The organism is Ferrimonas senticii DSM 18821 (assembly GCF_000422665.1).
GTDB classification, from domain to species: Bacteria; Pseudomonadota; Gammaproteobacteria; order Enterobacterales; family Shewanellaceae; genus Ferrimonas; species Ferrimonas senticii.
In genome coordinates this window covers 417,237-441,195 of the sequence record NZ_AUGM01000001.1, presented here as the reverse complement: position 1 = coordinate 441,195, position 23,959 = coordinate 417,237, and the positions used below count along the sequence as shown (strand labels likewise).

The 23,959-nt window shown below is 52.5% G+C and carries 24 protein-coding genes; 8 read left to right on the top strand and 16 right to left on the bottom strand.

The window, feature by feature from the left end; genetic code table 11:
* Window positions 1–14 precede the first annotated feature (14 nt).
* The 4 genes from G506_RS0102060 (at window position 15) to rsmF (ending at window position 5,317) form a co-directional block, all read left to right on the top strand.
* Window positions 15–620, top strand: coding sequence for a paraquat-inducible protein A (locus G506_RS0102060; RefSeq protein ID WP_051201823.1), 606 nt, complete (start codon window positions 15–17; stop codon window positions 618–620).
* On the top strand, window positions 604–1,215 hold the full coding sequence (locus G506_RS0102055) for a paraquat-inducible protein A (protein ID WP_028115425.1): 612 nt from the start codon (window positions 604–606) through the stop codon (window positions 1,213–1,215). The genes G506_RS0102060 and G506_RS0102055 overlap by 17 nt, the downstream gene beginning before the upstream one ends.
* Window positions 1,205–3,832 carry an MlaD family protein gene (locus G506_RS0102050; protein ID WP_028115424.1) on the top strand — a complete coding sequence of 876 codons (2,628 nt, stop codon included), beginning with the start codon at window positions 1,205–1,207 and terminating at the stop codon, window positions 3,830–3,832. The genes G506_RS0102055 and G506_RS0102050 overlap by 11 nt, the downstream gene beginning before the upstream one ends.
* A gap of 75 nt (window positions 3,833–3,907) precedes the next feature.
* The gene (rsmF, locus tag G506_RS0102045; protein WP_028115423.1) at window positions 3,908–5,317 is read left to right on the top strand and encodes a 16S rRNA (cytosine(1407)-C(5))-methyltransferase RsmF; all 1,410 of its coding nucleotides are present in this window, start codon (window positions 3,908–3,910) and stop codon (window positions 5,315–5,317) included.
* Window positions 5,318–5,387: 70 nt separating this feature from the next.
* Here the strand turns inward: rsmF and gnd are convergent, their stop codons facing one another.
* Window positions 5,388–6,842 (bottom strand): decarboxylating NADP(+)-dependent phosphogluconate dehydrogenase, encoded by a 1,455-nt coding sequence (gene gnd / locus G506_RS0102040; protein ID WP_205619464.1) that lies wholly within the window; start codon window positions 6,840–6,842, stop codon window positions 5,388–5,390.
* Between the two features lie 119 nt (window positions 6,843–6,961).
* Between gnd and G506_RS0102035 the strand changes: the two genes are divergently transcribed.
* A complete protein-coding gene (locus G506_RS0102035; RefSeq protein WP_028115421.1) occupies window positions 6,962–7,387 on the top strand; it encodes a DUF2057 family protein in 426 nt (141 codons plus the stop codon).
* 360 nt (window positions 7,388–7,747) lie between these two features.
* Here G506_RS0102035 and G506_RS0102030 read toward each other — a convergent pair whose 3' ends face one another.
* The 9 genes from G506_RS0102030 to apbC all read right to left on the bottom strand — a co-directional run bounded on the left by G506_RS0102030 (window position 7,748) and on the right by apbC (window position 14,797).
* A complete protein-coding gene (locus G506_RS0102030) occupies window positions 7,748–8,515 on the bottom strand; it encodes a TatD family hydrolase (protein ID WP_028115420.1) in 768 nt (255 codons plus the stop codon).
* Window positions 8,516–8,600: 85 nt separating this feature from the next.
* Window positions 8,601–8,927 (bottom strand): PilZ domain-containing protein, encoded by a 327-nt coding sequence (locus tag G506_RS0102025; RefSeq protein ID WP_028115419.1) that lies wholly within the window; start codon window positions 8,925–8,927, stop codon window positions 8,601–8,603.
* A 38-nt stretch (window positions 8,928–8,965) separates the two neighbouring features.
* Complete coding sequence (holB, locus tag G506_RS18485; protein WP_084631072.1) at window positions 8,966–9,895, bottom strand: DNA polymerase III subunit delta'; 930 nt, start codon at window positions 9,893–9,895, stop codon at window positions 8,966–8,968.
* Window positions 9,892–10,500 (bottom strand): dTMP kinase, encoded by a 609-nt coding sequence (gene tmk / locus G506_RS0102015; protein WP_028115418.1) that lies wholly within the window; start codon window positions 10,498–10,500, stop codon window positions 9,892–9,894. Before tmk ends, holB begins: the two co-directional genes overlap by 4 nt.
* A gap of 5 nt (window positions 10,501–10,505) precedes the next feature.
* Complete coding sequence (mltG, locus tag G506_RS0102010; protein ID WP_035386891.1) at window positions 10,506–11,516, bottom strand: endolytic transglycosylase MltG; 1,011 nt, start codon at window positions 11,514–11,516, stop codon at window positions 10,506–10,508.
* Window positions 11,504–12,322 carry an aminodeoxychorismate lyase gene (gene pabC / locus G506_RS18480; protein ID WP_051201821.1) on the bottom strand — a complete coding sequence of 273 codons (819 nt, stop codon included), beginning with the start codon at window positions 12,320–12,322 and terminating at the stop codon, window positions 11,504–11,506. The genes mltG and pabC overlap by 13 nt, the downstream gene beginning before the upstream one ends.
* Window positions 12,322–12,906 carry a dCTP deaminase gene (gene dcd / locus G506_RS0102000; RefSeq protein WP_028115416.1) on the bottom strand — a complete coding sequence of 195 codons (585 nt, stop codon included), beginning with the start codon at window positions 12,904–12,906 and terminating at the stop codon, window positions 12,322–12,324. The genes pabC and dcd overlap by 1 nt, the downstream gene beginning before the upstream one ends.
* 80 nt (window positions 12,907–12,986) lie before the next feature.
* Window positions 12,987–13,628, bottom strand: coding sequence for a uridine kinase (gene udk, locus G506_RS0101995; protein WP_028115415.1), 642 nt, complete (start codon window positions 13,626–13,628; stop codon window positions 12,987–12,989).
* A gap of 59 nt (window positions 13,629–13,687) precedes the next feature.
* A complete protein-coding gene (gene apbC / locus G506_RS0101990) occupies window positions 13,688–14,797 on the bottom strand; it encodes an iron-sulfur cluster carrier protein ApbC (protein WP_028115414.1) in 1,110 nt (369 codons plus the stop codon).
* A gap of 145 nt (window positions 14,798–14,942) precedes the next feature.
* Here apbC and metG point away from each other — a divergent pair, with 145 nt between their 5' ends.
* Window positions 14,943–16,997 (top strand): methionine--tRNA ligase, encoded by a 2,055-nt coding sequence (gene metG / locus G506_RS0101985; protein ID WP_028115413.1) that lies wholly within the window; start codon window positions 14,943–14,945, stop codon window positions 16,995–16,997.
* Between the two features lie 268 nt (window positions 16,998–17,265).
* On the opposite strand, the gene G506_RS0101980 is transcribed toward metG, so the two are convergent.
* Complete coding sequence (locus G506_RS0101980; protein WP_028115412.1) at window positions 17,266–18,021, bottom strand: Nif3-like dinuclear metal center hexameric protein; 756 nt, start codon at window positions 18,019–18,021, stop codon at window positions 17,266–17,268.
* Between the two features lie 2 nt (window positions 18,022–18,023).
* Window positions 18,024–19,022, bottom strand: a complete 999-nt coding sequence (locus G506_RS0101975) for a 2-hydroxyacid dehydrogenase (protein ID WP_035386889.1) — start codon at window positions 19,020–19,022, stop codon at window positions 18,024–18,026.
* 216 nt (window positions 19,023–19,238) lie between these two features.
* On the opposite strand from G506_RS0101975, the gene G506_RS0101970 reads away from it, so the two are divergent.
* The gene (locus G506_RS0101970; RefSeq protein WP_028115410.1) at window positions 19,239–19,556 is read left to right on the top strand and encodes a hypothetical protein; all 318 of its coding nucleotides are present in this window, start codon (window positions 19,239–19,241) and stop codon (window positions 19,554–19,556) included.
* A gap of 125 nt (window positions 19,557–19,681) precedes the next feature.
* Window positions 19,682–20,476, top strand: a complete 795-nt coding sequence (locus G506_RS20270) for a DUF1853 family protein (protein ID WP_051201819.1) — start codon at window positions 19,682–19,684, stop codon at window positions 20,474–20,476.
* A gap of 94 nt (window positions 20,477–20,570) precedes the next feature.
* Here G506_RS20270 and rplT read toward each other — a convergent pair whose 3' ends face one another.
* The 4 genes from rplT to thrS all read right to left on the bottom strand — a co-directional run bounded on the left by rplT (window position 20,571) and on the right by thrS (window position 23,727).
* Window positions 20,571–20,930, bottom strand: a complete 360-nt coding sequence (rplT, locus tag G506_RS0101960; protein WP_028115409.1) for a 50S ribosomal protein L20 — start codon at window positions 20,928–20,930, stop codon at window positions 20,571–20,573.
* A 22-nt stretch (window positions 20,931–20,952) separates the two neighbouring features.
* Entirely contained in the window at window positions 20,953–21,150 is a 198-nt protein-coding gene (gene rpmI, locus G506_RS0101955; protein WP_028115408.1) for a 50S ribosomal protein L35, read from the bottom strand.
* A gap of 93 nt (window positions 21,151–21,243) precedes the next feature.
* Window positions 21,244–21,789, bottom strand: a complete 546-nt coding sequence (gene infC, locus G506_RS0101950; RefSeq protein ID WP_084631070.1) for a translation initiation factor IF-3 — start codon at window positions 21,787–21,789, stop codon at window positions 21,244–21,246.
* Between the two features lie 3 nt (window positions 21,790–21,792).
* Window positions 21,793–23,727: a threonine--tRNA ligase gene (gene thrS, locus G506_RS0101945; RefSeq protein WP_028115406.1), complete on the bottom strand. Its 1,935-nt coding sequence runs from the start codon at window positions 23,725–23,727 to the stop codon at window positions 21,793–21,795.
* Window positions 23,728–23,959: the final 232 nt, after the last annotated feature.

Sequence of the window (23,959 nt, the reverse complement as noted above, 5' to 3'; positions counted from 1 at the left end):
CATTGGAAGTGCCTGTGAAACAGCGAATTTTGCTATGTCCGACCTGTGATCAGCGCATTAAACTGAAATCATTACCAAGCGGCGTAAGAGCCCACTGTCGCCGTTGTGGCAGCAAGGTCTATGAACGAGCGTATGGCGATGAAAACGTGTTATTGGCGTTGGTTATCGCTGCCCTATTGGTTTACCTGCCAGCAAATCTGTTACCGGTGGTGCAGATCGATCTGCTTGGCAATTTACGCTCGGCCACCATCGCCAGTGGTGCCATCACCGTTATTGAGGCGGGCTTTGGCCTGGTTGGACTGGCGGTGCTGCTTACTGCGGTGGTTGCGCCACTGCTGTTTTTGCTGTCGGTGCTGGCGCAGTTGCTGCTGATCCGACGGCCAGTTGCACCAAAGTTATTACGCTGGTTACTGCTAAAACACCGCTTATTGGCCAAGTTGTCGATGGTTGAAATTTACCTTATCAGTTACTTCGTGGCGGTCTTTAAATTGTCCGATTTCGCGCGCCTTGAGTTCGGCGCCGGCAGCGTCTGTTTGGTGCTGCTGTTTATCGCCATCTTCTACGTACAATACGAATACAACGCCAAAGGGATGTGGCAGCGCTATGAACAACAACAGTGAATCGCCGCAGTTAGTGTTGTGTAACGCCTGTCGGTTAACCACTGAACTCGCCGAGTGCTGTCCCCGCTGTGGTAGCCGGTTACATCAGCGCAAACCTTACTCGCTACAAATCAGTGCGGCGCTGTTGTTAACCGCATTGTTTTTATTATTCCCCGCCAATGCATTGCCAATTACGCAAACGGTTAACCAAGGGGGTAACGCTTACGACACCATCCTTTCCGGCATCGGTTTTCTGTTTCGTTCGGGGATGCACGGTATTGGCCTGATCGTATTTGTGGCGTCAATTTTAGTGCCAGTCGGCAAAATCATCGGCTTGGGGGTGATTCTCGCCACCATCGCTTTGCGATTGCCATTATCGAAGCGGCAACTGACGACAGCATTTCATATCATTGAATTTATTGGCCGTTGGTCAATGTTAGATCTGTTCGTGATTGCCATTATGGTCAGCGTGATCAACATCGGCCAACTGTTATTCGCCCTGCCCGCGCCGGCAGCCACCTATTTCGCGCTAGTGATTCTGTTTACCCAACTGGCCGCCCAACAACTTGATACCCGTTTACTGTGGGATCTGGAAAAGGACAAGAATGAGCAGTAATACCCCTACCAAGAGTGCTGACCCCGAGGCTCCGGTGCTCAAAAAGAAAAAAAACCTATCGCCAGTGTGGATCCTACCGATATTGGCCGCCGTGTTAGGGTTGTGGTTGTTGGTCGGATTTATCCAAGAACGCGGTAGCGACATCGTAGTGCGCTTTCCCAGCGCCACTGGCATCGAAGCCAACAAAACCCTAGTTCGCTATCAAGGGATTGTGGTTGGGCAAGTAAGCAAAGTGTCGCTAGCCGAAGATCGCAGCTCGGTCGACGTATCACTGCGGATGCAAAACAGCGTCGATGAACTGCTGCGTCAACAAACCCAATTTTGGCTTGTCAGCCCCAAAGCCTCTTTAACCGGCATTGATGGTCTGGATGCACTGTTTTCCGGCAACTACATCGCCATGCAGCCCGGCGAAGGCAAACGCCGCACCGACTTTATCGGGCTCGCTGAGGCGCCGTTGCTGGCAGCCCACAGTGAAGGGTTAATGCTGCAACTGCTGGCAAAGCAGCGCGGATCGTTGAACATCGGCAGTGGGCTTTACTATCAACAGATAAAAGTCGGTGAAGTGATCGACTATCAACTGCAAAGCGACGGCAGTGGCGTATTGTTTACCGCTTTTATCGAGCGTGACTACCGTCATTTAGCCCGCAGTAACAGTCGTTTTTGGAATATCTCTGGGGCGGCGGTGCATGCCGACAAATCCGGAATTGATGTGCAGGTTCCAAGCTTGGCGACGTTGGTGGCTGGCGGTATCGCTTTTTCCTCTCCTGACGATGGCCAGTTGGCGCAGCCAGAGCAGCAATTTACCCTGTTTGACAACGATCGTGATGCCAGTCCGAAGCTGCCGTTTACCCTAACCGCAACCGCCGCCAATGGCCTGAGTGTCGGCAGCGCCATTCGCTACCGTGGCGTCGATATTGGTGAGATCAGCGCAATTAATTTGGGCGCAGAGGGTGTCACCATTGCCGCATTTGTTGAGCCGCAATACCAACAATTGCTCAATAGCGGCACTCGTTTTAGTCAGGTCAAAGCGCAAATCGGCCTAAACGGGGTTGCCAACCTTGATACCCTGATTTTCGGTGATGTTATCCGCTTATGGCCTGGCAGCGGCCAGCCCCAAAGCCAGTTTGCGCTATTGGATAAGGCCCCCGATGACGCCACCGTCGGCAGCCGCTTTATTCTGCGGCAAGATAAGCTCAAGGGCGTTAGCGTTGGTGCCCCGCTGCGCTACCGTGGAGTGGCTGTCGGCGAGGTATTAGCGGTAAAACTGACCCCCGATGAGGTCGACATTGAGGTATTAGTAGAGCCACAATATGCCAACTTAGTTCGCCAAAACAGTCGTTTCTGGCTTCACGGTGCCGTTGCTGTAAGCGCCGATTTCTCTGAACTGTCGGTCACGGCCGCACCACTGGCCGATGCAATCCATGGCGGCATCGCCTTTTCCAGTTCCAGTAACAGTCCGCAAGCTGACGCCGGTCAGCGCTTTGATCTGGCAGACAGTCGCGACGCCGCGTTGGCACCAACACCGATTAGGTTGACACTGACCACGGATTCGCTGATCGGCTTAAACCCGGGTGCACCGGTGTTTTACCGCGATCTGCAAGTTGGCAAAGTGGCCGAGTTGTCACTGCAACAGCAAACTCTGGCGGTTGCAGTGGAGATTGAGCAGCGCTATCAGTATCTTATCGGCCGCAATACCCGCTTCTGGCACTACTCGGGTATCGAAGTAGAGGGATCGTTGGCATCGCTGAAAGTGCGGGCTAATCCACTGATTTCAATGGTGCGCGGTGGCTTAAGCTTGGGCCATGTCGACCACACTGTTGCCGAGGGTGAATTCAGCGATCATCACATATACGCCAGTGAGGCGTTGGCGTTACACAACAGCCACACGGTACGGTTAATCCTAAACGGCGCTGCGCGCATCGACAATGGCGCCCCGATTCGTTACCAGGGCCACCAAGTTGGCGAAGTGACCGACGTGCAGCTGAGCGCCGATCTGCAACAGCAACAGGTGACAGCCAAGCTTGAGATGCCTTGGGCCAGCCAGTTTGTTCGTAGCGACGCCCAATACTACTTGGTGCAGCCAGAGATCGGCCTATCTGGGGTACGCAACGTACAAACCATTCTTTCTGGCAACCACATTGGCGTGTTACCTGGCCGCAATCAGGTTGAGCAAAGCCGTTTTACCATCGCCACGGAAGAACCGTTACAGCTGCCATTTGCCGATGGTCTGCGACTGGTGCTAAATCAAACCCGTTTGGGATCGCTGCACATTGGCAGCCCGGTGTTGTACCGCCAAATACGCGTCGGCGAAGTAGTCCATACCCGGTTGGCAGAAAACGGTAACTCGGTTGATATCGAAGTGCAGTTGCAGCCGCAGTACCAGCACTTGGTTAACGCCAGCAGCCGGTTTTGGAACGCCTCAGGCGTCGACATTCAGCTTGGGGTGTTCAGCGGTGCCGACATTAAAACCGAATCGCTGGAAACCATCCTAAGCGGCGGCATCGCCTTTGCGACCGAAACCTCCACCAATGATCGCAATCGTCTCGATGAGGGGCAGCGATTGCCATTATACGACCAAGTCAACAGCCGTTGGCTTGAGTGGGCACCGCGGTTGTAGGACGACGTAGCCAACCGGTAAGAATACGGCGGCACTATGTTATAGTGGCCGCCGTTTTTGTTTGTGGAACCCACCATGGCTCAGTTTCCTGCCGAATTTGTTGCCCTGTTGCAGCAACAGCTGCCTGCACACCTGCAACTTGATGATGTTATTGCCTATAGCCAGCAGCCGCTGCGCCGTTCGATCCGCGTCAACACGCTCAAGATCAGTGTCGACGCGTTTTGTGAGCGGATGGCAGCCAAAGGTTGGCAACTGCAGCCGGTGCCATGGTGCGCCGAGGGCTTTTGGTTGCAAGGCGAACAGGATGAAAAGGCGTTAGGTAACACCCCCGAACATTTAGCTGGCTTGTTCTACATCCAAGAAGCCTCGTCGATGATGCCACCGACGGCACTGTTTCACTTTGCAAGCCAGCCCAACGAAGTGCTGGATGTCGCCTCGGCGCCTGGTTCTAAAACCTCGCAGATGGCGGCACTGATGAATAATCGTGGCTTGCTGATCGCCAACGAATACTCCGCCTCTCGGGTTAAGGTACTGCACGCCAATTTGCAGCGCCTTGGGGTGCGCAACGTTGCCCTAACCCACTTTGATGGTCACGTGTTTGGTCCAACCCTGCCAGAGCAGTTCGATGCCATCTTGTTGGACGCCCCATGTGGCGGCGAAGGCACCGTACGCAAAGATCCTAACGCTTTAGGAAACTGGAGCTTAAGCTCGATTGCGGAGATCGCCGAAGTTCAGCGTGGCTTGATCCAATCCGCGTTTGCGGCACTCAAGCCTGGCGGCGTGATGGTTTACTCTACCTGCACACTGAATCGCCAAGAAAACCATGAGGTGTGCCATTTCCTCAAAGAGCTGTACCCGCAACAAGTCGAGTTTTTATCGCTCGCCGAACTGTTCCCTGGCGCCGACAAAGCGTGCGAGCCAGAGGGCTTCTTGCACGTTTGGCCGCAAATTTTCGACTCCGAAGGGTTCTTCGTTGCAGCGATTCGTAAAAACGGTAGCATCGACAGTGACTATATCAAACCACGCCTCGGCAAGTTTCCGTTTAAGCCTGCCAAAGCGGAAATCGCCACCGCCATCAATAGCCATTTGGCCGACTTGGGCTTAGCTCTGCCAGAGGCCGGGACGGTGATGGAACGGGATGACGAGCTGTGGTGGTTCCCGGCGCCATTGATGGCTTATCTGGATAAAATCCGACTGCAGCGGCTTGGGGTTAAGCTGGCGGATCGTCATAAGAAAGGCTTTCGCACCACCCATCAAGCGGCAACCGCGTTACCGCTTGATGCAACCCAAGCGGTTGAGTTAACGCTTGAGCAAGCCGAGCAATATCTGATGGGGCGGGACGTGGCGATGGGCTACGCCGGTGGTAAGGGCAAAGTGGTAGTCTGTTTGGACGGTGCTCCGTTGGGACTGGCCAAATGGATCAACAGCCGCTTGAAAAACGGCCTACCCCGTGAATTGGTACGCGACAAAATCAGTCATTACTAAGCGGCAACTATCAGTAATAGCAAAAGCCCGGCTCCTTGAAGCCGGGCTTTGTTTATTAATGTCAGCTCACTTAAGCGTCGTAGGTGGTTGAAGCAACATCGCCGCCGCTGCCGGTCCAATCGGTGTGGAAGAACTCGCCCCGAGGGCGGTCGACCCGTTCGTAGGTGTGGGCACCAAAGTAATCTCGCTGCGCTTGCAGCAGATTCGCCGGCAATCGGCCGCACAGATAACCATCAAGGAAGCTCAGCGCGGCGGTCATGCACGGCATCGGAATGCCTGATTCAATCGCTTTGGCGGCGACCTTACGCCAAGCAGGTAAGCTCTGTTGCAAAATCTGTTTGAAGTAAGGATCAAGACCAAGAAACGGCAATTGTGGATCGGATTCAAACGCATCACGAATGTTGCCCAAGAACGCTGAGCGGATAATGCAGCCGCCACGCCACATCATGGCGACATTGCCGAAGTTCAGATCCCAATGGTTTTGCTCAGACGCCTCGCGCATCAACATAAAGCCCTGCGCGTACGATATTATTTTCGCCGCCAGCAACGCTTGGCGCAGTGCCTCCAACCACTCGGCGCGATCACCGCTTACGGCACTGATATCGGCACCGAACAGTTGCTGTGCCTGTTGACGCTGATCTTTTAGCGCCGACAAGCAGCGGGCAAACACCGCTTCACTGATCAGCGTCAGCGGAATACCTAAATCTAAGGCGTTGATGCCGGTCCACTTGCCGGTGCCCTTTTGCCCTGCGGTATCAAGAATTTTATCCAATAGCGGCGCGCCGTCATCGTCTTTGACTGCCAAGATATCGGCTGTGATCTCAATCAGATAACTGTTCAGTTCGCTGTCATTCCAATCACTAAATACCTGCTGCATCTGCGCGGCATTCAAGCCAAGGCCCGCCTGCATAAATTGATAGCACTCGCAAATAAGTTGCATATCGCCATATTCAATGCCGTTATGCACCATCTTAACGAAATGGCCCGAACCCGCCGCCCCAACCCAGTCACAGCAAGGTTCGCCGGCGTCGGTTTTAGCGGCAATGCTCTGGAAGATCGGTTTCAGTGCTGGCCACGCTGCTGCGGCACCACCGGGCATCAACGAGGGGCCAAAGCGAGCGCCCAGTTCACCTCCTGACACACCGGTGCCGACAAAGTGAATGCCATGTTCGGCCAGTTCTGTCATGCGCCGGTTGGAATCAGGAAAATTGCTATTGCCACCATCGATAATGATGTCGCCTTCATCAAGCAACGGGAGCAGCGCCTGAATAAAATCATCAACTACCGTGCCCGCGCGCACCATCAGCATCACTTTGCGCGGCACGCTCAGCTGCGCCACCAATTGCGCCAATGAATGGGCACCAACGATGTTGGTTCCCTTTGCTGGCCCTTCAAGAAACTGGTCCACTTTGGCGGTGGTGCGATTATACGCCACCACCTTGTAGCCGTTGTCATTCATATTGAGGATCAGGTTCTGCCCCATCACCGCCAGCCCAATCACACCAATATCTGCATTCATCCTGATTTTTCTCCGTTGTCGAACAGCCCGGCAAGTTTAGCCGTAACTGGACTGCAACAAATATCAGTTTGCCTCGGTCAACTGATAGCGATGTTGTAACGATGCCTTTGCATCAAGGAGTTGTAATGAAAACTGCCTTTTTAGCCATCACCGTCGCCGCCCTGAGCTTACCAATCGCCGCCGCTAATCTCAGTATCGACGACGACGTTCGAGTATTAAGCATCAACGGCGAACGCGTTGCCCATTACGCCGATCATGTGCCGTTAACTGACGGCAAACAGATCCTATTTGTGCAATATGAAGCGCTGTTTGATTACTCGTCAGAGGATTACGAGATAGTTCGATCGCCAGTGCAAGTTATCCGCTTTACCGCCAATGCCGACGATAATTACCACATCGGGGTACCGGGCGGTCACCGCTTCGACCGCGACCGTGCCCGCGATTTTGCCAAAGCCCCAAGTTTCTTGTTGGTTGATGACCAACGCTTTGCGGTACAGCATCAGTCGCTAAGCCGCGATGCGGCCTTGTCGCAAATGCTGCGGGAGTATTAAGCGGCGCTGTTATCACTGACACGCCTAATATCGTAGTGATCAGGGCGAGTAACACGCGTTGGTTGCACAATTAAGCGAAATTGTCGCTCGCAGACTATAGTTAATTGAACATCTGCTTATGCTCATAAGCGCGGCGTTGCCTTTTTTGCAATAACAGTTCCCCTAAGTGCAATAACAGTTCCCCTAAGTCTGCGACAACTGGAATAGTTGCAGGCTTTTTTTTCGTCCGTTAACCGCGCAACCATCTAAAGCGCCACCAGCAAACTGTATGTTTATACAGTAAGTCTTGAAAGCCGCACATTTGCTTAATGGATAAACAAAAGGCGCCGACAAATGCGGCGCCTTAGCACTAGCAGGGCGTTATTTCGCCAATGGAAATAAGCGATAGAAGTTGTCGGTGGTGATCTGACACAACTGTTCAAAACGCAGCTGTTTTAGATCGGCCACATATTGCGCCACTTCGCGCACATAGGCTGGCTGATTGGTTTTGCCGCGATACGGCACCGGTGCCAGGTAAGGTGAGTCGGTTTCAACTAACAGTCGATCCAGTGGCATCTGCCGAACCACATCGCGGATCTGTTCGGCGTTGCGAAAAGTCACAATGCCGGAAATCGAGATATAAAACCCCAAATCCAGCGCCGCTTTGGCCATCGGCCAATCCTCAGTAAAGCAGTGCAGCACGCCATTGACCGGCCCCTGCTCTTTAATGATTGCCAAGGTATCAGCTTTGGCTTCTCGGGTATGTACAATCACCGGCTTATCCAAGCTTTTGGCAATCTCAATATGATCGGCAAAAGCGCGCTGCTGCAGCGCCACGCTCTCTTTATCGTAATGATAATCCAAACCGGTTTCACCCAGTGCCACTACCTTAGGATCTGCCGCATGGGTTGCCAGCCAATCACGGTTGTAACCGTCTTTAACATCCAGTGGATGGACCCCACAGGAGATCGCAACCTTGTCAAATCCGGCCACCGCCGCGCGCATTGGCGCAAAGCCATCTTGGCTAACCGATACACACAGCATTTTGCTGACTCCCGCGGCTTCGGCGTTGGCAATGTATTGGGCAATGGCGTTGGGGTTGTCGTCACTCGCAAGACGATCCAGATGACAATGGGAATCTACAAGCACAGTTTCACCGTCCTAAAACAAAAACAGCGCACAGGGTAATGGTTCCGGTGCGCTGTTGCCAATTTATGTTAGGTGCTACGGCTGATCACATGGTCGAGGTCAATTGGTCTTGGGTGGCATGGCCAACTAACGCCTTCTCTATCCGATCCTTATGAGGATTGTTTTCAATTTCAAAACCTAGGCCGACCCCTGGCGGGCGTCCCCCCTGTGAACCAAGTGGGTTACACCATACCACCGGCCCTTCAAAGGTATGCCATTCCAAATCACCCGGTAGGCGGTAGCGGGCGCTGATCCGCTCCCCGAGTTGATACTCTTTGCTGGTAACGAAAAATAAGCCGCCGTGGCGAATAAACGGCATGTAGGCTCGATAGAGTTGAGTGGGATTTTCAAAAATCGCCTCAAGCGCAAACATAGACTTCCTTGTAAAACTTACGACCAAACTTAACTTGCCTAGCCTTTGCTACGCAGTTCGGTGACCATTTGTTGCATGATTGCGACTAGGTTAATGCCAGATTGCCGCTGTAACCAAGTGATTTTTTCCGAGATCTGCTGCAATGAAGCATAGTGGCTTGCCAACCACTGCGGACGTTTACGGCCGATATACAGCAGTTCGTAGTACAACACTTTGACCACCAGCGGTGCCTGCTCGCTGTCTACCGCCGCCAAGGATTGTTCCAGCACACCGCTTTTCAGGCTTTGCCGCCACAATTTGCGCCAGTTGACGATCTGTTCGGCACCATTGCCCTGTTGGAGCCACTGCGTTAACGCCAGCGGCCCCCCCAACAGCGCCTGCCAGTACGGCCAATCGCCCAGTTGCTGGGCACTATCACCGTCGTGATTACCAAGACTTTGATCCAAATAAGCGCAGCTTTGTTGCCAGGTTGGCAGCGCAACCAGCAGCCGCTGACAACGGCTAACGATGGTTGGCAGCAACTGTTGCGGCATCGCCGTCAGCAGCACTAGATGCACCCCCGGCATCGGCTCTTCCAAGGTTTTGAGCAAGGCATTAGCCGCCGCGCCATTTAATCGCTCAACTTGATGGAGGATCACTACTCGGCCGCCACCCTGATGGGCTGTGCTTTCCAAGGCGGTGATAAGCGCGCGGATCTGTTCGACTTTGATCTGGTTGCCGTCCGGTTCGATATCGATTCGATCCGGATGATGGCCACTGTTAAGCAACAAGCAGCTTTTACAATGGCCACAACCGCCAGCAACACTCGGTTGCTGACACAACAGTGCTTGGGTGATCTGCTCTGCCAGCAGTCCTTTGCCAACCCCTACGGCGCCTTGGATCAGCAAACCGTGACCAAGGCGACCACTGCTGCGCCGCGCCAGCCACTGCTGCCATGGTTCGGTAAGCCACTGCGGCAATGTTGTCACAGATTCAGCTCCAGCAAGGCGCGGATCTGCTGATGGACGGCCTCGATGGGTTGGCTCGCGTCAATGGTTACGATCCGTGGATCGGTCGCCGCTGCCGCCTGATAGCAAGCGCGCGCCCGCTCAAAGAAGCTCAGCTTCTCCTGCTCGATGCGATCGAGTTCACCACGTTGCCGGGCACGCTCTAAACCAATCGCCGGATCGATGTCCAAATACAGGGTCAGATCTGGGCTAAATTCGCCAAGAGTGATGGTCGATAACGCCGCCACTTGGTCGGCCAGCATCCGGCCACCACCTTGGTAAGCAACCGAACTTAGGTTGTGGCGATCACCAATCACCACGGCACCGCGCTCAAGCGCCGGTTTAATTACAGTCTCAACCAATTGGCCGCGGCAAGCGTAGACCATCAGCAATTCAGTGATCGGTGCCATTGGTTCTTGCCGTGGCTGCTTCCAGATCTCGCGGATCTCCTCCGCCAGCGGCGTACCGCCAGGCTCGCGGGTGTTAACGATTTCGCGCTCAGGAAAACGCTCAGCCACGATTTGATTAACCAGTGCCACCGCACTGCTCTTGCCGGCTCCTTCGAGCCCTTCAATTACGATAAACATCTGTGTTACTGCTTTTGCAGAGCCAAATAGCGCTTAACGGCGCGATTGTGCTCTTGAAGTGTTTTGCTAAAGGTGTGGCCACCATCGCCGCTGGCAACAAAGTACAGATAGTTGCTGGTGGCGGGATTGGCAGCCGCTTCGATGGATGCCAACGACGGATTGGCAATCGGTGTTGGCGTCAAGCCATCGATGCGATAGGTATTGTACGGCGTCTTGGTCTGCAAGTGCTTGCGAGTAATGTCGCCGTTGTAAGCGTCACCAACGCCGTAAATTACCGTCGGATCGGTTTGCAATCGCATCTTTTTATTTAAGCGATTGATGAATACCGACGCTACCGTTGGCCGCTCAGAGGCTACCGCAGTTTCTTTTTCGATGATCGACGCCAGCGTCAGCAGTTCATAGGCGTTGTTTAGCGGCAGTGGCTGCTGGCGGTCTTGCCAGACCCGCTGTAACTCCTGCTCCATCTTTAGATGAGCGCGGGTCAACAACTCTAGATCGCTGCTGCCAGCGTTAAACGAATAGGTGTCAGGGTAAAACCACCCTTCTGGATTGCTCTGGTCAATCTTAAGCGCTTGCGCCAGCGCCTGTGGCGATTCAATGGTGTGCTTTAATCGGGGGTGTTCGGCGATTTGAGCCAGCCACTGCTTGATGGTGCCCCCCTCGACCAAGGTGATCGAGAACTGTGCCTCAACGCCTTTAACCAGCAGCGCCAGCGCTTGCTCAACGGTCAATTGTTCTGGCAGCTGATAGGTACCGACCTTGATGTTGGCCAGTTGCGGTTTGAGCTTCAGTGCCAATCGCAACCACAGTTCCGATTCCACCCAACCTTGCTGCTGCCAACGAGTCAGCAAAGTACGCACGTTTTCGCCGGATTTAACCACTAACTCGGCAGAGTTACCGTGAGCCAGCGGCGCCGCCAGCGATTTTTCAACCTGTTGATAAGCGACGACGCCAGCGGCAATCGCGATGGTAGCGGCAACGCCGATAAGCTTTAAAATTCGAGCTAACCAGCGCATAACAACGCCTCTTGCAGCGGGCGACAGTGCGCCACTGAATCAAGGGCGATGCCCTCAATGTGGGTTAATGGAACAATCGACATCAAACTATTACAAACAAAGGCGGCGGTCACTTGGCTAAGTTCACGCCGATGGATTGGCCGCACCGTAACGGTGTGACCTAATTCAGAAAGTTGGTTTAACAACCATTGCCGCATCACCCCAGCTATGCCGCTGCGGCTTAATTGCGGCGTCTGCCAAATGCCGTCAATTTGGACAAACAGATTGGCGGCAGTTGCTTCGAGCAGATAGCCATCGCTGTCGCAGACTAGCAGTTCGGCGGCGCGGCGCTGGTCAGCTTCTTGTTTTAACAACACCTGCTCGGCACGCCCCAGCGTTTTCAAGCCAACCAAAGCACTACCACTGGCAAGCGTCTGCTGCGCCAACAATGCGGCAATGCCCTGCTGCTGCCATTGCTGATAGTGACTTGGGTATTGGCTAAGCGCCAGCAGCCACTGCGGTTTGACCTGCCAGTTGCCGTGATAACCGCGACCAGATTGACCACGGGTCAAGCTTAACCGCAGTACCGCTTGCTTTAAATTACTGGCGACTTGGCTTAGGTGCTGTTCAAGTTGGTACCAATCGGCGCTGTCCATGGCAAAGCCAAAGACGAGATTGGCGTGTTGCAGTCGCTGTCGATGCAGCGGCCACAACTGAATTTCGCCATCGCATACCAACATCGTGGTGAAGTGGCCATCACCCAAGGTAAGACCACGTTCAGCCAGCGAGGTGTGCGTGGCCGCTTGGCCATTAAGCCAGAATGCCATTAGCCGTCCTGACTGATGCGGCTAGCAACCGCACCATTTTGGCCACGGTATTTGGCATCGGCGCGTGAATTGTATGGGCGAGCACAATCACGCCCCAGCTTTTCAAAGTTCAGGGCGCCAATTGCCATTCGTGGGCTCAATGCCAATGGCAATTTACCGCTGTTGAAGAACTCCAATACGATGTTACCAGACCAGCCTGGATCGATGCGGTGGGCGGTTACGTGAACCATCAACCCTAAACGTGCCAACGACGAACGGCCATCCAACCAACCAACGATATTGGCCGGCAGCGTCACCGATTCATGGGTGATCCCCAACGCCAATTCGCCTGGGTGCAGGAAAAATTGTTGGTCGTCGGCGATATGCAGCTCGTCGCTCATCACCTGATCCAATTGGGTTTGCACGTGCGAACGTGGACCGGACAGATCAATGTGCGATGCGGTGTGATCTTTAAACACTCGAAACTTATTGCCGAGGGTTACATCCAAGCTGACACCACTGATTTTGTCGTCGCTTGGGCGCGGCTCGACCACAATCAGGTTGCTGTTCAAATGTTCAATGATCTCAACATCGGTAAGACGCATTTTAGGGTGAATCCTTGTTCTAATAGTTATTGCTTAAAACAGAGGGCTGTTAAAAACAGCCCTCTGGGTAATGCTTGTTGTTACGCGTTTAACAACTGACGGATTTTAGCCTTCAGAATGTCGATGGCGATACGGTTTTTGCCACCGCGCGGCACGATGATATCAGCGTGCTGCTTAGATGGGTCAATAAACTGCAGGAACATCGGCCGCACAGTTTCTTGATACTGGGTGATCACCGATTCCATCGAACGACCACGCTCTTTTACGTCGCGGGTCAAACGGCGGATAAAACAGATGTCCAGCGGCGTATCCATAAACACGGTGGTGTGCATCTGATCGCGCAGCGCTTGGTTGGTCAGCAGTAGGATCCCTTCAAGGATAATCACCTTTTTCGGGGTCACAGTGTGAGTTTCCGCGGTGCGGGTGTGCTCAACGTAGCTGTAGGTTGGAACCTCAACAGCGGCACCGGATTTCAGCATCTTCAGGTGGTGTACCAGCAGATCATGATCCAGCGCATTCGGGTGGTCATAGTTGGTCTTAACCCGCTCTTCCATGGTTAGGTGGGATTGATCCTTGTAGTAGGAATCCTCGTTGATCACCTCAATTTGATCAGTCCCTAGATCGGCAGTCAGCTCTTCGTAAATGGTACGAGCGATCAGGCTTTTGCCGGAAGCGGAAGCACCGGCGATGCCGATGATGACGCATTGCTGTTGTGAGGTCATAGTGTTGCAGTCTCTAACAGAATAGTTTGGACTGGGAGCAAAGCGCCCCCAGCGATAGCTTATTCTTCCGTGATCTCGATACTCAGCCCCTGCGGCTGCGAGCGTTTGATAAGAGCAGCAGCAACGTTTCGGGCAATGTGGCGATAGTCATCGCTGATTGCGCCGTCTGGTTCGGCTACTACCGTTGGTGTGCCACCATCTAAATGCTCACGAACTGAAACATTTAGCGGTAACTCCCCCAAAAGCGGCACATTGTAGCGTGTTGCGGTTTCCAGTCCACCGCCTTGTCCAAATGGATGCTCTTTACTGCCGCAATTACTACAAAGGTGATAGCTCATGTTCTCGACAATCCCCAGCACCGGCACATGCACCTTATTAAACAAGGTGATCCCTTTACGGGCATCCAAGGTGGCGATCTCTTGCGGAGTAGTAACGATCACTGCCCCAGACACCGGAATTTTCTGAGCCAAGGTTAGCTGAATATCGCCGGTACCCGGTGGCATATCGATCACTAGGTAATCCAGTTCCGGCCAGTTGGTCTCTTCCAGCAGTTGCACCATCGCGTTAGCCGCCATCGGCCCGCGCCATGCGGTGGCGTTATCGTCGCTTGCTAAAAAGCCCATCGACATCGCCGCAATATTGTGGACGAACGCCGGTTGCATGGTTTTACCATCGTAGCTTTGCGGCTGAAAATCGGTACAACCAAGCATGGTTGGGATCGATGGCCCATAGATGTCGGCATCCAGCATTCCAACCCGAGCGCCTTCACTGGCAAGTGCCAGCGCCAAGTTAACCGCGGTAGTAGATTTGCCTACCCCGCCCTTGCCAGAACCGACCGCAATCACGTTGCGAATGTTCGGATGCGGTGCAGCACTGCCACTGCTAACGGCAGCCACGTTAAGGCCGATTTCACACTCAACCTGAGCCACTTCATCAACGTCAGCAAAAGCGCTGGTAATCGCCATCACCAATTCACGATATTGGCTTTGCGCCGGGTATGGCATCACCATCCCAAGCTGCAAACAAGCGCCATCCATCGACAACGTGCGGATGATCCCGGCCGTAAGCAGATCGGTGTCCAGCAGTGGCGCTGGGATCTGGGCCAGTTTCTCAAGCACCAGGGAAGATAGCGGCTCGGCTAAGGTATTTTGCAACGGCATTTCAGACACAGAGTAAATCCTTGTTTTTGGCTGATTTGCTGAGTGTATCAAATGGTGGCGATAAAACCTGCGGAAGGTACTCGCACAGATGAAAAAATCGGGGAGTTCAGTTAGACTTGCCGCTTTCCTACGTATCAGTCAGAAGCAACAAACGATGGCAGTCGACACTCGAAAGATTTTGGTAACCAGCGCGTTGCCATACGCCAACGGCCCGATCCACTTGGGCCATATGCTGGAATACATCCAGACCGACATCTGGGTTCGTTTCCAGAAGCTGCGCGGCCACAAGTGTACCTATGTGTGCGCCGACGACACCCACGGCACCCCAATCATGCTGAAAGCCCAGCAACTTGGCATGACTCCAGAAGAGATGATCGCCAAGGTTGCCATCGAGCACCAAGCTGACTTCGCCGACTTCCTGGTGGAATTTGATAACTATCACTCCACCCACTCCGATGAAAACCGCAAGTGGGCGACTGAAGTTTACAACCGTCTGAATCAAGGCGGTTACATCGCCACTCGCACCATTGAACAGCTGTTCGATCCTGAAAAAGAGATGTTCCTGCCGGATCGTTTCGTTAAAGGCACCTGCCCGAAATGTAAGGCGGAAGATCAGTACGGCGATAACTGTGAAGTTTGTGGTTCTACCTACAGCCCAGCTGAACTAATCAACCCACAATCTGTGGTATCTGGTGCAACTCCGGTAATGAAGCAGTCCGAGCACTACTTCTTTGATCTGCCGCAGTTTAAAGAAGTACTGCAGCAGTGGACCACCTCTGGCGCGCTGCAGTCAGAGATGGCCAACAAACTGAACGAGTGGTTTGAGCAAGGTCTGCAGCAGTGGGATATCTCCCGCGATGCTCCGTACTTTGGTTTCGAGATCCCAGGCACCGACGGCAAGAAATTCTTCTACGTGTGGCTGGATGCCCCAATCGGTTACATGGGTGCTTTCGACAACCTGTGTCAGAAGCGCGACGATCTGAACTTTGAAGAGTACTGGGGCGCCGATTCCGACGCCGAGCTGTACCACTTCATCGGCAAAGACATCATCTACTTCCACAGCCTGTTCTGGCCAGCGATGCTGAACGGCGCCAAGCTGCGGATGCCAACCAACGTGTTTGCCCACGGTTACGTCACCGTAAACGGGGAGAAGATGTCTAAGTCCCGCGGTACCTTTATTAAGGCGCGCACTTACTTGGATCACCTGCACCCAGAATACCTGCGCTACTACTACGCCGCGAAGCTGAACGACCGCATCGACGATCTGGATCTGAACCTGGAAGATTTCGCCCAGCGCGTAAACTCCGACATGGTTGGTAAACTGGTTAACATCGCCTCTCGTACTGCGGGCTTTATCGCTAAGCGTTTCGACAGCAAATTGGCCGCTGAAGTGGAAAACCCAGCGCTGCTGGCGGAGTTCCAAAACGCCCAAGAGTCGATCGCTAAGCTGTATGAGTCTCGTGAATACGGCAAAGCCATTCGCGAAATCATGGCGCTGGCGGACAAAGCTAACGGCTACATCGCCGAGATGGCACCGTGGGCAATGGCCAAACAGGAAGGCATGGAGCAAAAAACTCACGAAGTCTGCTCCATGGGTATTCACCTGTTCCGCATTCTGATGACCTATCTGAAGCCGGTACTGCCGCAGATGGCACAGAATGTAGAAGCGTTCCTAAACAGCGAACTGCGTTGGGAGCGCATCGACGATACTCTGACCGGTCATGAGATTGCGCCGTTCAAAGCGCTGATCCAGCGTATTGAACCGGCCAAAATTGAAGCCATTGTTGAAGCCACTAAGCAAGACTTAGCGGCAGAACAAGCAGCGGCGGCACCAAAAGCCGAGCTTGAGCAAAACGACGAACTGAGCAAAGAGCCGATCGTTGATACCATCGATTTTGACACTTTCGCTAAAGTGGATCTGCGTGTCGCCCGCATTGCAAAAGCATCCCACGTTGAAGGTGCCGATAAACTGGTACAGCTGACGCTGGATCTGGGCGGTGAAACCCGCAACGTGTTTGCCGGCATCAAGTCCGCGTACAACCCAGAAGATCTGGAAGGTCGCCTGACCATCATGGTAGCCAACTTAGCACCACGTAAGATGAAGTTCGGGGTATCTGAAGGTATGGTGTTGGCCGCCGGCCCTGGTGGTAAAGATATCCATATCCTAAGTCCGGATAGTGGTGCGATTCCAGGCCAGCGCGTTATGTAACTACTTTTGCTTGCCTAAACGGCCTCACTCGTCGTTGGCCAACTCACTGTTAGAGCCCACTAGCAGCTTCGTTGCCCGCCTTGATTGAGACCATTTATTCGGCGCAAAAGCACGCTAAATAAAAAACCGAAGCAGCACGCTTCGGTTTTTTATTTGTTCAGAAAAAGCTGGCACTAAGACTGCCGCAAGTTAGTTGTTTTCTAAAAACTAATCACTGATATCTGATGGCTTCCCAAATGTTCACGACTGGCTACTTTACTCTCAGGTATTAAACCGGATTTGGGGTATCAACAAACACCACTTCTAAACCCAACTCTTCGGCGATCTGCTCACCCAACGCCTTAATACCGCCACGTTCGGTGGCGTGGTGACCAGCAGCGAAGTAGTGAACGCCCTGCTCTACCGCACTGTGGTAGGTGCGCTCTGACACTTCACCAGAGATAAACGCGTCGATGCCGAACTTAGCCACTTCATCAATGTAATCTTGGGCGCCGCCACTACACCACGCAATGGTTTCAATTAGCTTGTCGCTGCCGGCAATATGCAGTGGCTGGCGGTTAAGTTTGTCACCAATCAAACCGGAAAGCTCGGCACCGGTCATCGGCGTCGCCAACTTTCCTTTCAACACTAGGTCGGTGTCATTACCCAGATGCAGCGGCTCAACCTCAATAAAGCCAAACAACTTCGCTAATTGGGCGTTATTGCCCACCACTGGATGAATATCCAGTGGTAGGTGATAGCCAATCAAATTGATGTCGTTTACCAACAACGCCTTAATCCGTCGCTGCTTCATACCGGTGATCACCGCCGGTTCACTTTTCCAAAAGTAACCGTGGTGCACCAGCAAGCAATCCGCGCCCATCTCGACCGCTTGATCGACCGCATTTTTATCGGCAGTGACGGCGGTAGCGATTTTAGTGATCAGTTCACTACCCTCAACTTGCAGGCCATTCGGGGCATAGTCCGAGATCTGCCAAGGCTTCAGAAGGTTATCTAGATAGCTAATAAAGTCGCTGCGTTTCATGGTTACTCAACTAATTCGTTACCACTGAGTTCACCATTAAAAAAGTGCTCAAGATTGGTAAGCGTGGTGGCTGCGATCTGTTCCAAGGCTTCTTTGGTGAAGTAACCTTGGTGACCGGTGATCAAAACGTTAGGGTAACTCAGCAGCAAGGCGAACACATCATCATTAAGGACGTGATCCGAGAGGTCGCGGAAGAAAATATCGCCTTCCAATTCATAGACATCCAAACCAAGGTAACCAATTTTGCCTGACTTCAAGCCATTCAACGCGGCTTGTGCATTTACCAGCCCACCGCGGGAAGTATTAATGATCATCACGTTGTCTTGCATCTTGGCGATACTGTCATCGTCAATCAAATGGTAACTGTCACTAGTTAACGGGCAGTGCAAGCTGATAACGTTACTGCGCCGGTACAGCGTATCAAGATCAACATAGGTCGCCAGTTGCGCCGCCGCATCGCTTGGATAGGGATCATAACAAAGCAGCTCCGCCCCCAACCCTTTTAGCGCACGCAAGGTCGCTAGGCCGATTTTGCCGGTGCCAATAATGCCAATGGTTGCTTTCGCGAAATTAAATCCAAGCAGCCCTTCCAGCTCAAAGTTGTGTTCATGAACCCGACTATTGGCACGGGTGATTTTGCGATTAAGGGCGAACATCAGCGCCAAGGTGTGTTCGGCCACCGATTCTGGAGAATAGCTTGGAACATTGCAGACTCGGATCCCACAAGCTTTAGCGGCATCGAGATCGACATTGTTAAAGCCTGCACAACGCAAAGCGATAACTTTGATACCGTTGGTCGCCAGTTGCTGCATGACATGGGCATCGACGATGTCGTTAACAAAACAGGAAACCGCGTCGAAGCCCTCGGTTAACTTTACCGTCTCTTCGCGCAAACGCTCTTCGAAGTAACATAATTCGACACCCTGTTGGTTAACCGCATTTAAAAACCGCTGATCGTAGGGTTTAGTGGAAAACACTGCAACGCGATAGCCTGATGACATAGAGCACCTCTTCATCCTGAAAACTTCTGTTGAGCATAATTGCTACTCGCTTATTTCGCAGGCAAAAGTGCGATAATGTAAAGGCGGTTGTTGTTAACTTATGAGCAAGCGCACTTTGGCCAAAAGATGGCGAACAATCAACCAGCCAAAGTTGAACCCGAATCGGCAGACCGGTATTATGGCGCGCTGAATTTCAACCCACTACAGAACCGATCCATGTCAAAACTGATTAAGGAAGAGGTGATCGCGCAATTTACTGCAGCGTACGTCGCCCAACACGGCAAACAGCCAGTTATCGAGCAAAAAGGCAGCTGGTTTAAAATTGACGACGGCAAATCCGTACGTCTGGCCGAACTTGCCGCGATGGCAACCCAATTTGGTGACCTGATCCCTGCCCAGCCACAAGCTGTGGTAGCGAAAAAAACCGCTGCGGCGAAAACCCCAGTCAAAGTAACCGGCACCGGTGGAATGACTCCAAAACAGTTATGGGCAGAGCAGATCGCCAAAGGCAGTAAGTTGCCACGGGGCCACTAAGCGCAGTCAAGCCAGACAACGCAATCTCGCGCTAACAAGGTTACAATCAAGCCGGTCACATGTGACCGGCTTTGTTTTGCCTGTTTTTCACCAGCTAGACCCAAAAACCAAAAGGAAAATTGGGAATGTTTGCGTTGCCTCGCTTAGTTCGCGATCTGCATTGGTGTTTAACCTCGCCACCGTTGTATCAGCAAGGCGCTTTTGTTGATAGCCAATGGCTTAGCGAGTTTGCTGCGCCGTTATTAGCTAAGTTGCCGCAGATCGCCGCAGCGGCTAATCAACTTGGCCGCCCTGCTCGTCTCGGCCACTACTATGAACAGTTGTGGTGTGCGTTGGTTAACGACCATCCACACTACCAATTGTTGGCGCACGATCTGGTTATTGCCGATCACCGTCGTACTCATGGCGCTTTAGATCTGGTGGTGCGCAATCTGAAAACGGAACAGATTGAACATTGGGAGTTGGCGGTAAAGTTTTACTTAGGTGAGATCGATGGCAGCGATCCCGGCAATTGGATTGGTCCCAACCGCAAAGACACTTTAGCGAATAAGTTGGAACAGCTACTCAGCAAACAGTTACCGCTAAGCCAAACCCAATTAGCAAAAAAGTTACTAGCAGAAAAAGCTTGGCCAATAGCAGCGCAGCGGATCATTCTGCAAGGCCGGCTGTTTCAACCCAAAAGCCAATTGGCACTGCCACCACGATTAAGTGAACAAGCGATCATCGGTCGTTGGTATCGGCAAGCGCAACTACCTAGTCAGGATTGGCGAATGCTTAGCCGTCAAGATTGGTTTGGCGGTCACGATTGGCGCACGCTACCCCGTTGGCAAAACCAACATCGGTGCGCTTATGCCCAGCAATTGTTTGACCCACTGCATCAATGCTACGCCTTTGTGGTAACCGACTCTTGGGGAGAATAGGAACTATTACCACCAAAAAAGGCAATAAAAAAGGGGAAGCTTGAGCTTCCCCTTTCTTTTGGATAATTAAGCTATTGCCCGAAGGCAATCAATCTTACTTAGCCAGAGCTTCTTTAGCTTTTTCTACCAGAGCAGCAAATACTACTTTGTCGAATACAGCGATATCAGCCAGGATCTTACGATCGATTTCAACAGATGCCTTTTTCAGACCGTTGATGAAGCGGCTGTAGGACATACCGTTCTGACGAGCAGCAGCGTTGATACGGGCGATCCACAGCTGACGGAAAGTGCGCTTTTTAACGCGACGATCACGGTAAGCGTATTGACCAGCCTTGGTAACGGCTTGGAATGCTACACGATAGATACGGCTACGGGCACCGTAGTAACCTTTAGCCTGCTTCAGTACTTTCTTGTGACGAGCGCGAGCGGTCACACCACGTTTTACACGAGCCATGTTTTAACTCCTAGCCAATCAATTAAGCGTAAGGCAGCATGCGGCGAACCGATGCTACGTCTACTTTTGCAACCATCGCAGCGGCACGCAGGTGACGCTTACGCTTGGTAGATTTCTTGGTCAGGATGTGGCGCAGGTGTGATTGCTTGCGCTTGAAGCCGCCAGAGGCGGTCTTCTTGAAGCGCTTTGCAGCGCCACGGTGAGATTTCATCTTCGGCATTTGAAGAAACTCCGCATTGTTAATTAAATGAACTGTAAGGCGAACAAAGAAGCCGAGGCAAAGCCCCGGCTGACTTTGTTACTTGGAATGCGCTTACTGTTTCTTTTTAGGTGCAAGAACCATAATGGCTTGGCGACCTTCCATTTTCGGGAAGGATTCAACAACGGCCAGCTCTTCTACATCGGTTTTGATTCGATTCAGAAGGTCAAAGCCTAACTGTTGATGCGCCATCTCGCGACCACGGAAACGCAGTGTACATTTCACTTTGTCACCGTCTTCCAAGAAGCGAACCAGGTTGCGTAGTTTTACCTGATAGTCGCCTACATCAGTTCCAGGACGGAATTTAAGTTCCTTAACCTGAATCTGTTTGGTTTTCTTACGCTGTTCGTTGGCAGCCTTGCTCTTTTCGTACAAGAACTTACCGTAGTCCATGATGCGACATACTGGTGGCTCGGCGTTCGGGCTAATCTCAACCAGATCCAAATCGTGGTTTTGAGCGATTTTCAGCGCCACTTCCAGAGTTTGGATGCCAGCTTGTTCGCCTTGGGCATCGATCAGTCGTACTTCACGAGCACGAATTTCACCATTGATACGGTTACGATCCTTGTCTAAAGGACCCTGTTTTTTTCCGCCTTTAATCGCTTATTCCTCCAGCATATTAAGACTACGGGTATTGATCTCTTTGGATACCGCATCGGCAAATTGCTCGATGGTCATTTTACCCAAATCAACACCATTACGAGTACGAATCGCGATTTCGCCGTTTTCCATCTCTTGATCACCACAGACCAATAGATACGGGACGCGCTTCAAAGTGTGCTCGCGGATTTTAAAGCCAATCTTTTCGTTTCTCAAGTCAGCTTTCGCACGAATGTTGCGATCGTTGAGAATTTCGACAACCTTGCGTACGTAATCCGCTTGGTTATCGGTGATATTCATCACCTGAACCTGAGTCGGACACAGCCAAGTCGGCAGTTTACCCGCAAACTCCTCGATCAGTACACCGATAAAACGCTCAAGTGAGCCCAAAATCGCACGGTGGATCATTACCGGTACTTTACGAGTGTTGTCTTCAGCAACGTAGGTCACATCCAGACGGTCCGCCTGCGGCATGGAGAAGTCCAACTGAATGGTACCCATCTGCCACGCACGGCCCAGACAGTCGTGCAGGGTGAACTCGATCTTCGGACCGTAGAACGCGCCCTCGCCCGGCTGCAGATCGTAAGCCAAACCGTTAGCTTCCAGCGCATCCGCCAGCGACTTCTCGGATTTGTCCCACAGCTCGTCGCCACCAATGCGGTGCTCTGGACGGGTAGACAGCTTGATCTCGATCTCTTCAAAACCGAAGGTCTTGTAGGTGTCGAACACCATCTTAATGCACGAGGTTACCTCATCGAGGATCTGCTCTTCGGTACAGAAGATGTGGGCGTCATCCTGAGTAAAGGAACGTACGCGCATCAGACCGTGCAGCGAACCGGATGGCTCGTTACGGTGTACCAGACCAAATTCCGCCATGCGGTATGGCAGATCACGGTAGGACTTCAAGCCTTGCTTAAAGATCTGCAGGTGACCTGGGCAGTTCATTGGCTTAACCGCGTAGGTACGTTTTTCAGATTCGGTAGCGAAGATCATCTCGGAGTACTTGTCCCAGTGACCGGAACGCTCCCACATCACCTTATCCATCACCAGTGGGGTGCGGATCTCTTCGTAATCGAACTTACGCAGCTGCTTACGCATGTAAGTTTCCAGCTCTTGGTAGATCGCCCAACCGTCGGCGTGCCAGAACACCATGCCCGGTGCTTCTTCTTGCCAATGGAACAGATCTTGCGCTTTACCGATTTTACGGTGGTCGCGCTTAGCCGCTTCTTCCAAGAACTTCAGGTGCGCTTTCAGCTGCTTCTTATCGGCCCAAGCGGTACCGTAGATACGCTGCAGCATTTTGTTGTCGGAGTTACCGCGCCAGTAGGCACCGGCCACACTCATCAATTTAAAGTGCTGGCAGTGGCGCATGTTAGGAACGTGCGGGCCACGGCACATGTCGACATATTCTTCGTGATGGTACAGACCTGGCTTGTCATCCTTAGCGATGTTCTCGTCTAGGATCTCAATCTTGTAGGTCTCGCCGCGGGCTTCGAACACATCACGCGCTTCCTGCCAGCTTACGGTTTTCTTAATCACGTCGTAGTTGGTTTTAGCCAACTCCAGCATGCGCTTCTCGATGGTCACCAGATCTTCGTCGGTCAGACGATGCTCCAGATCGATGTCGTAGTAGAAACCGTTGTCGATGGTTGGACCAATCGCCATCTTAGCTTCTGGCCACAGCTGCTTAACCGCGTGACCAATCAGGTGAGCACAAGAGTGACGAATGATCTCCAGGCCATCTTCATCTTTAGCGGTGATGATCGCCAGTTCAACGTCTTGGTCGATGATTTCGCAAGCATCAACGCGAACGCCATTGATGCGGCCAGCTAAGCAAGACTTCGCCAGACCCGGACCGATGTCCGCGGCCACGTCCATTACAGAAACTGGCTTGTCGAATTGACGCTGACTGCCGTCAGGAAGGGTAATAATCGGCATGATTTACTCCAGCAGTGGTGACCCATACCAAGGGCCACATGGGAATTCAAAGTAGTAGATTAGTAACTCATGAACGCTGCGGCCTTACCAAAGCCCAAAACGCGCATGAAGGCCTAGTCTAAGTCCTCATCCCTGCGGCAACAAGACTGAGATCCACTTGCAGCAACTTTTTGTAAAAACAAGGTCATTAATCAAGCAAATGGCAAATCAAATCGGTTTGTTTTTGCACAAC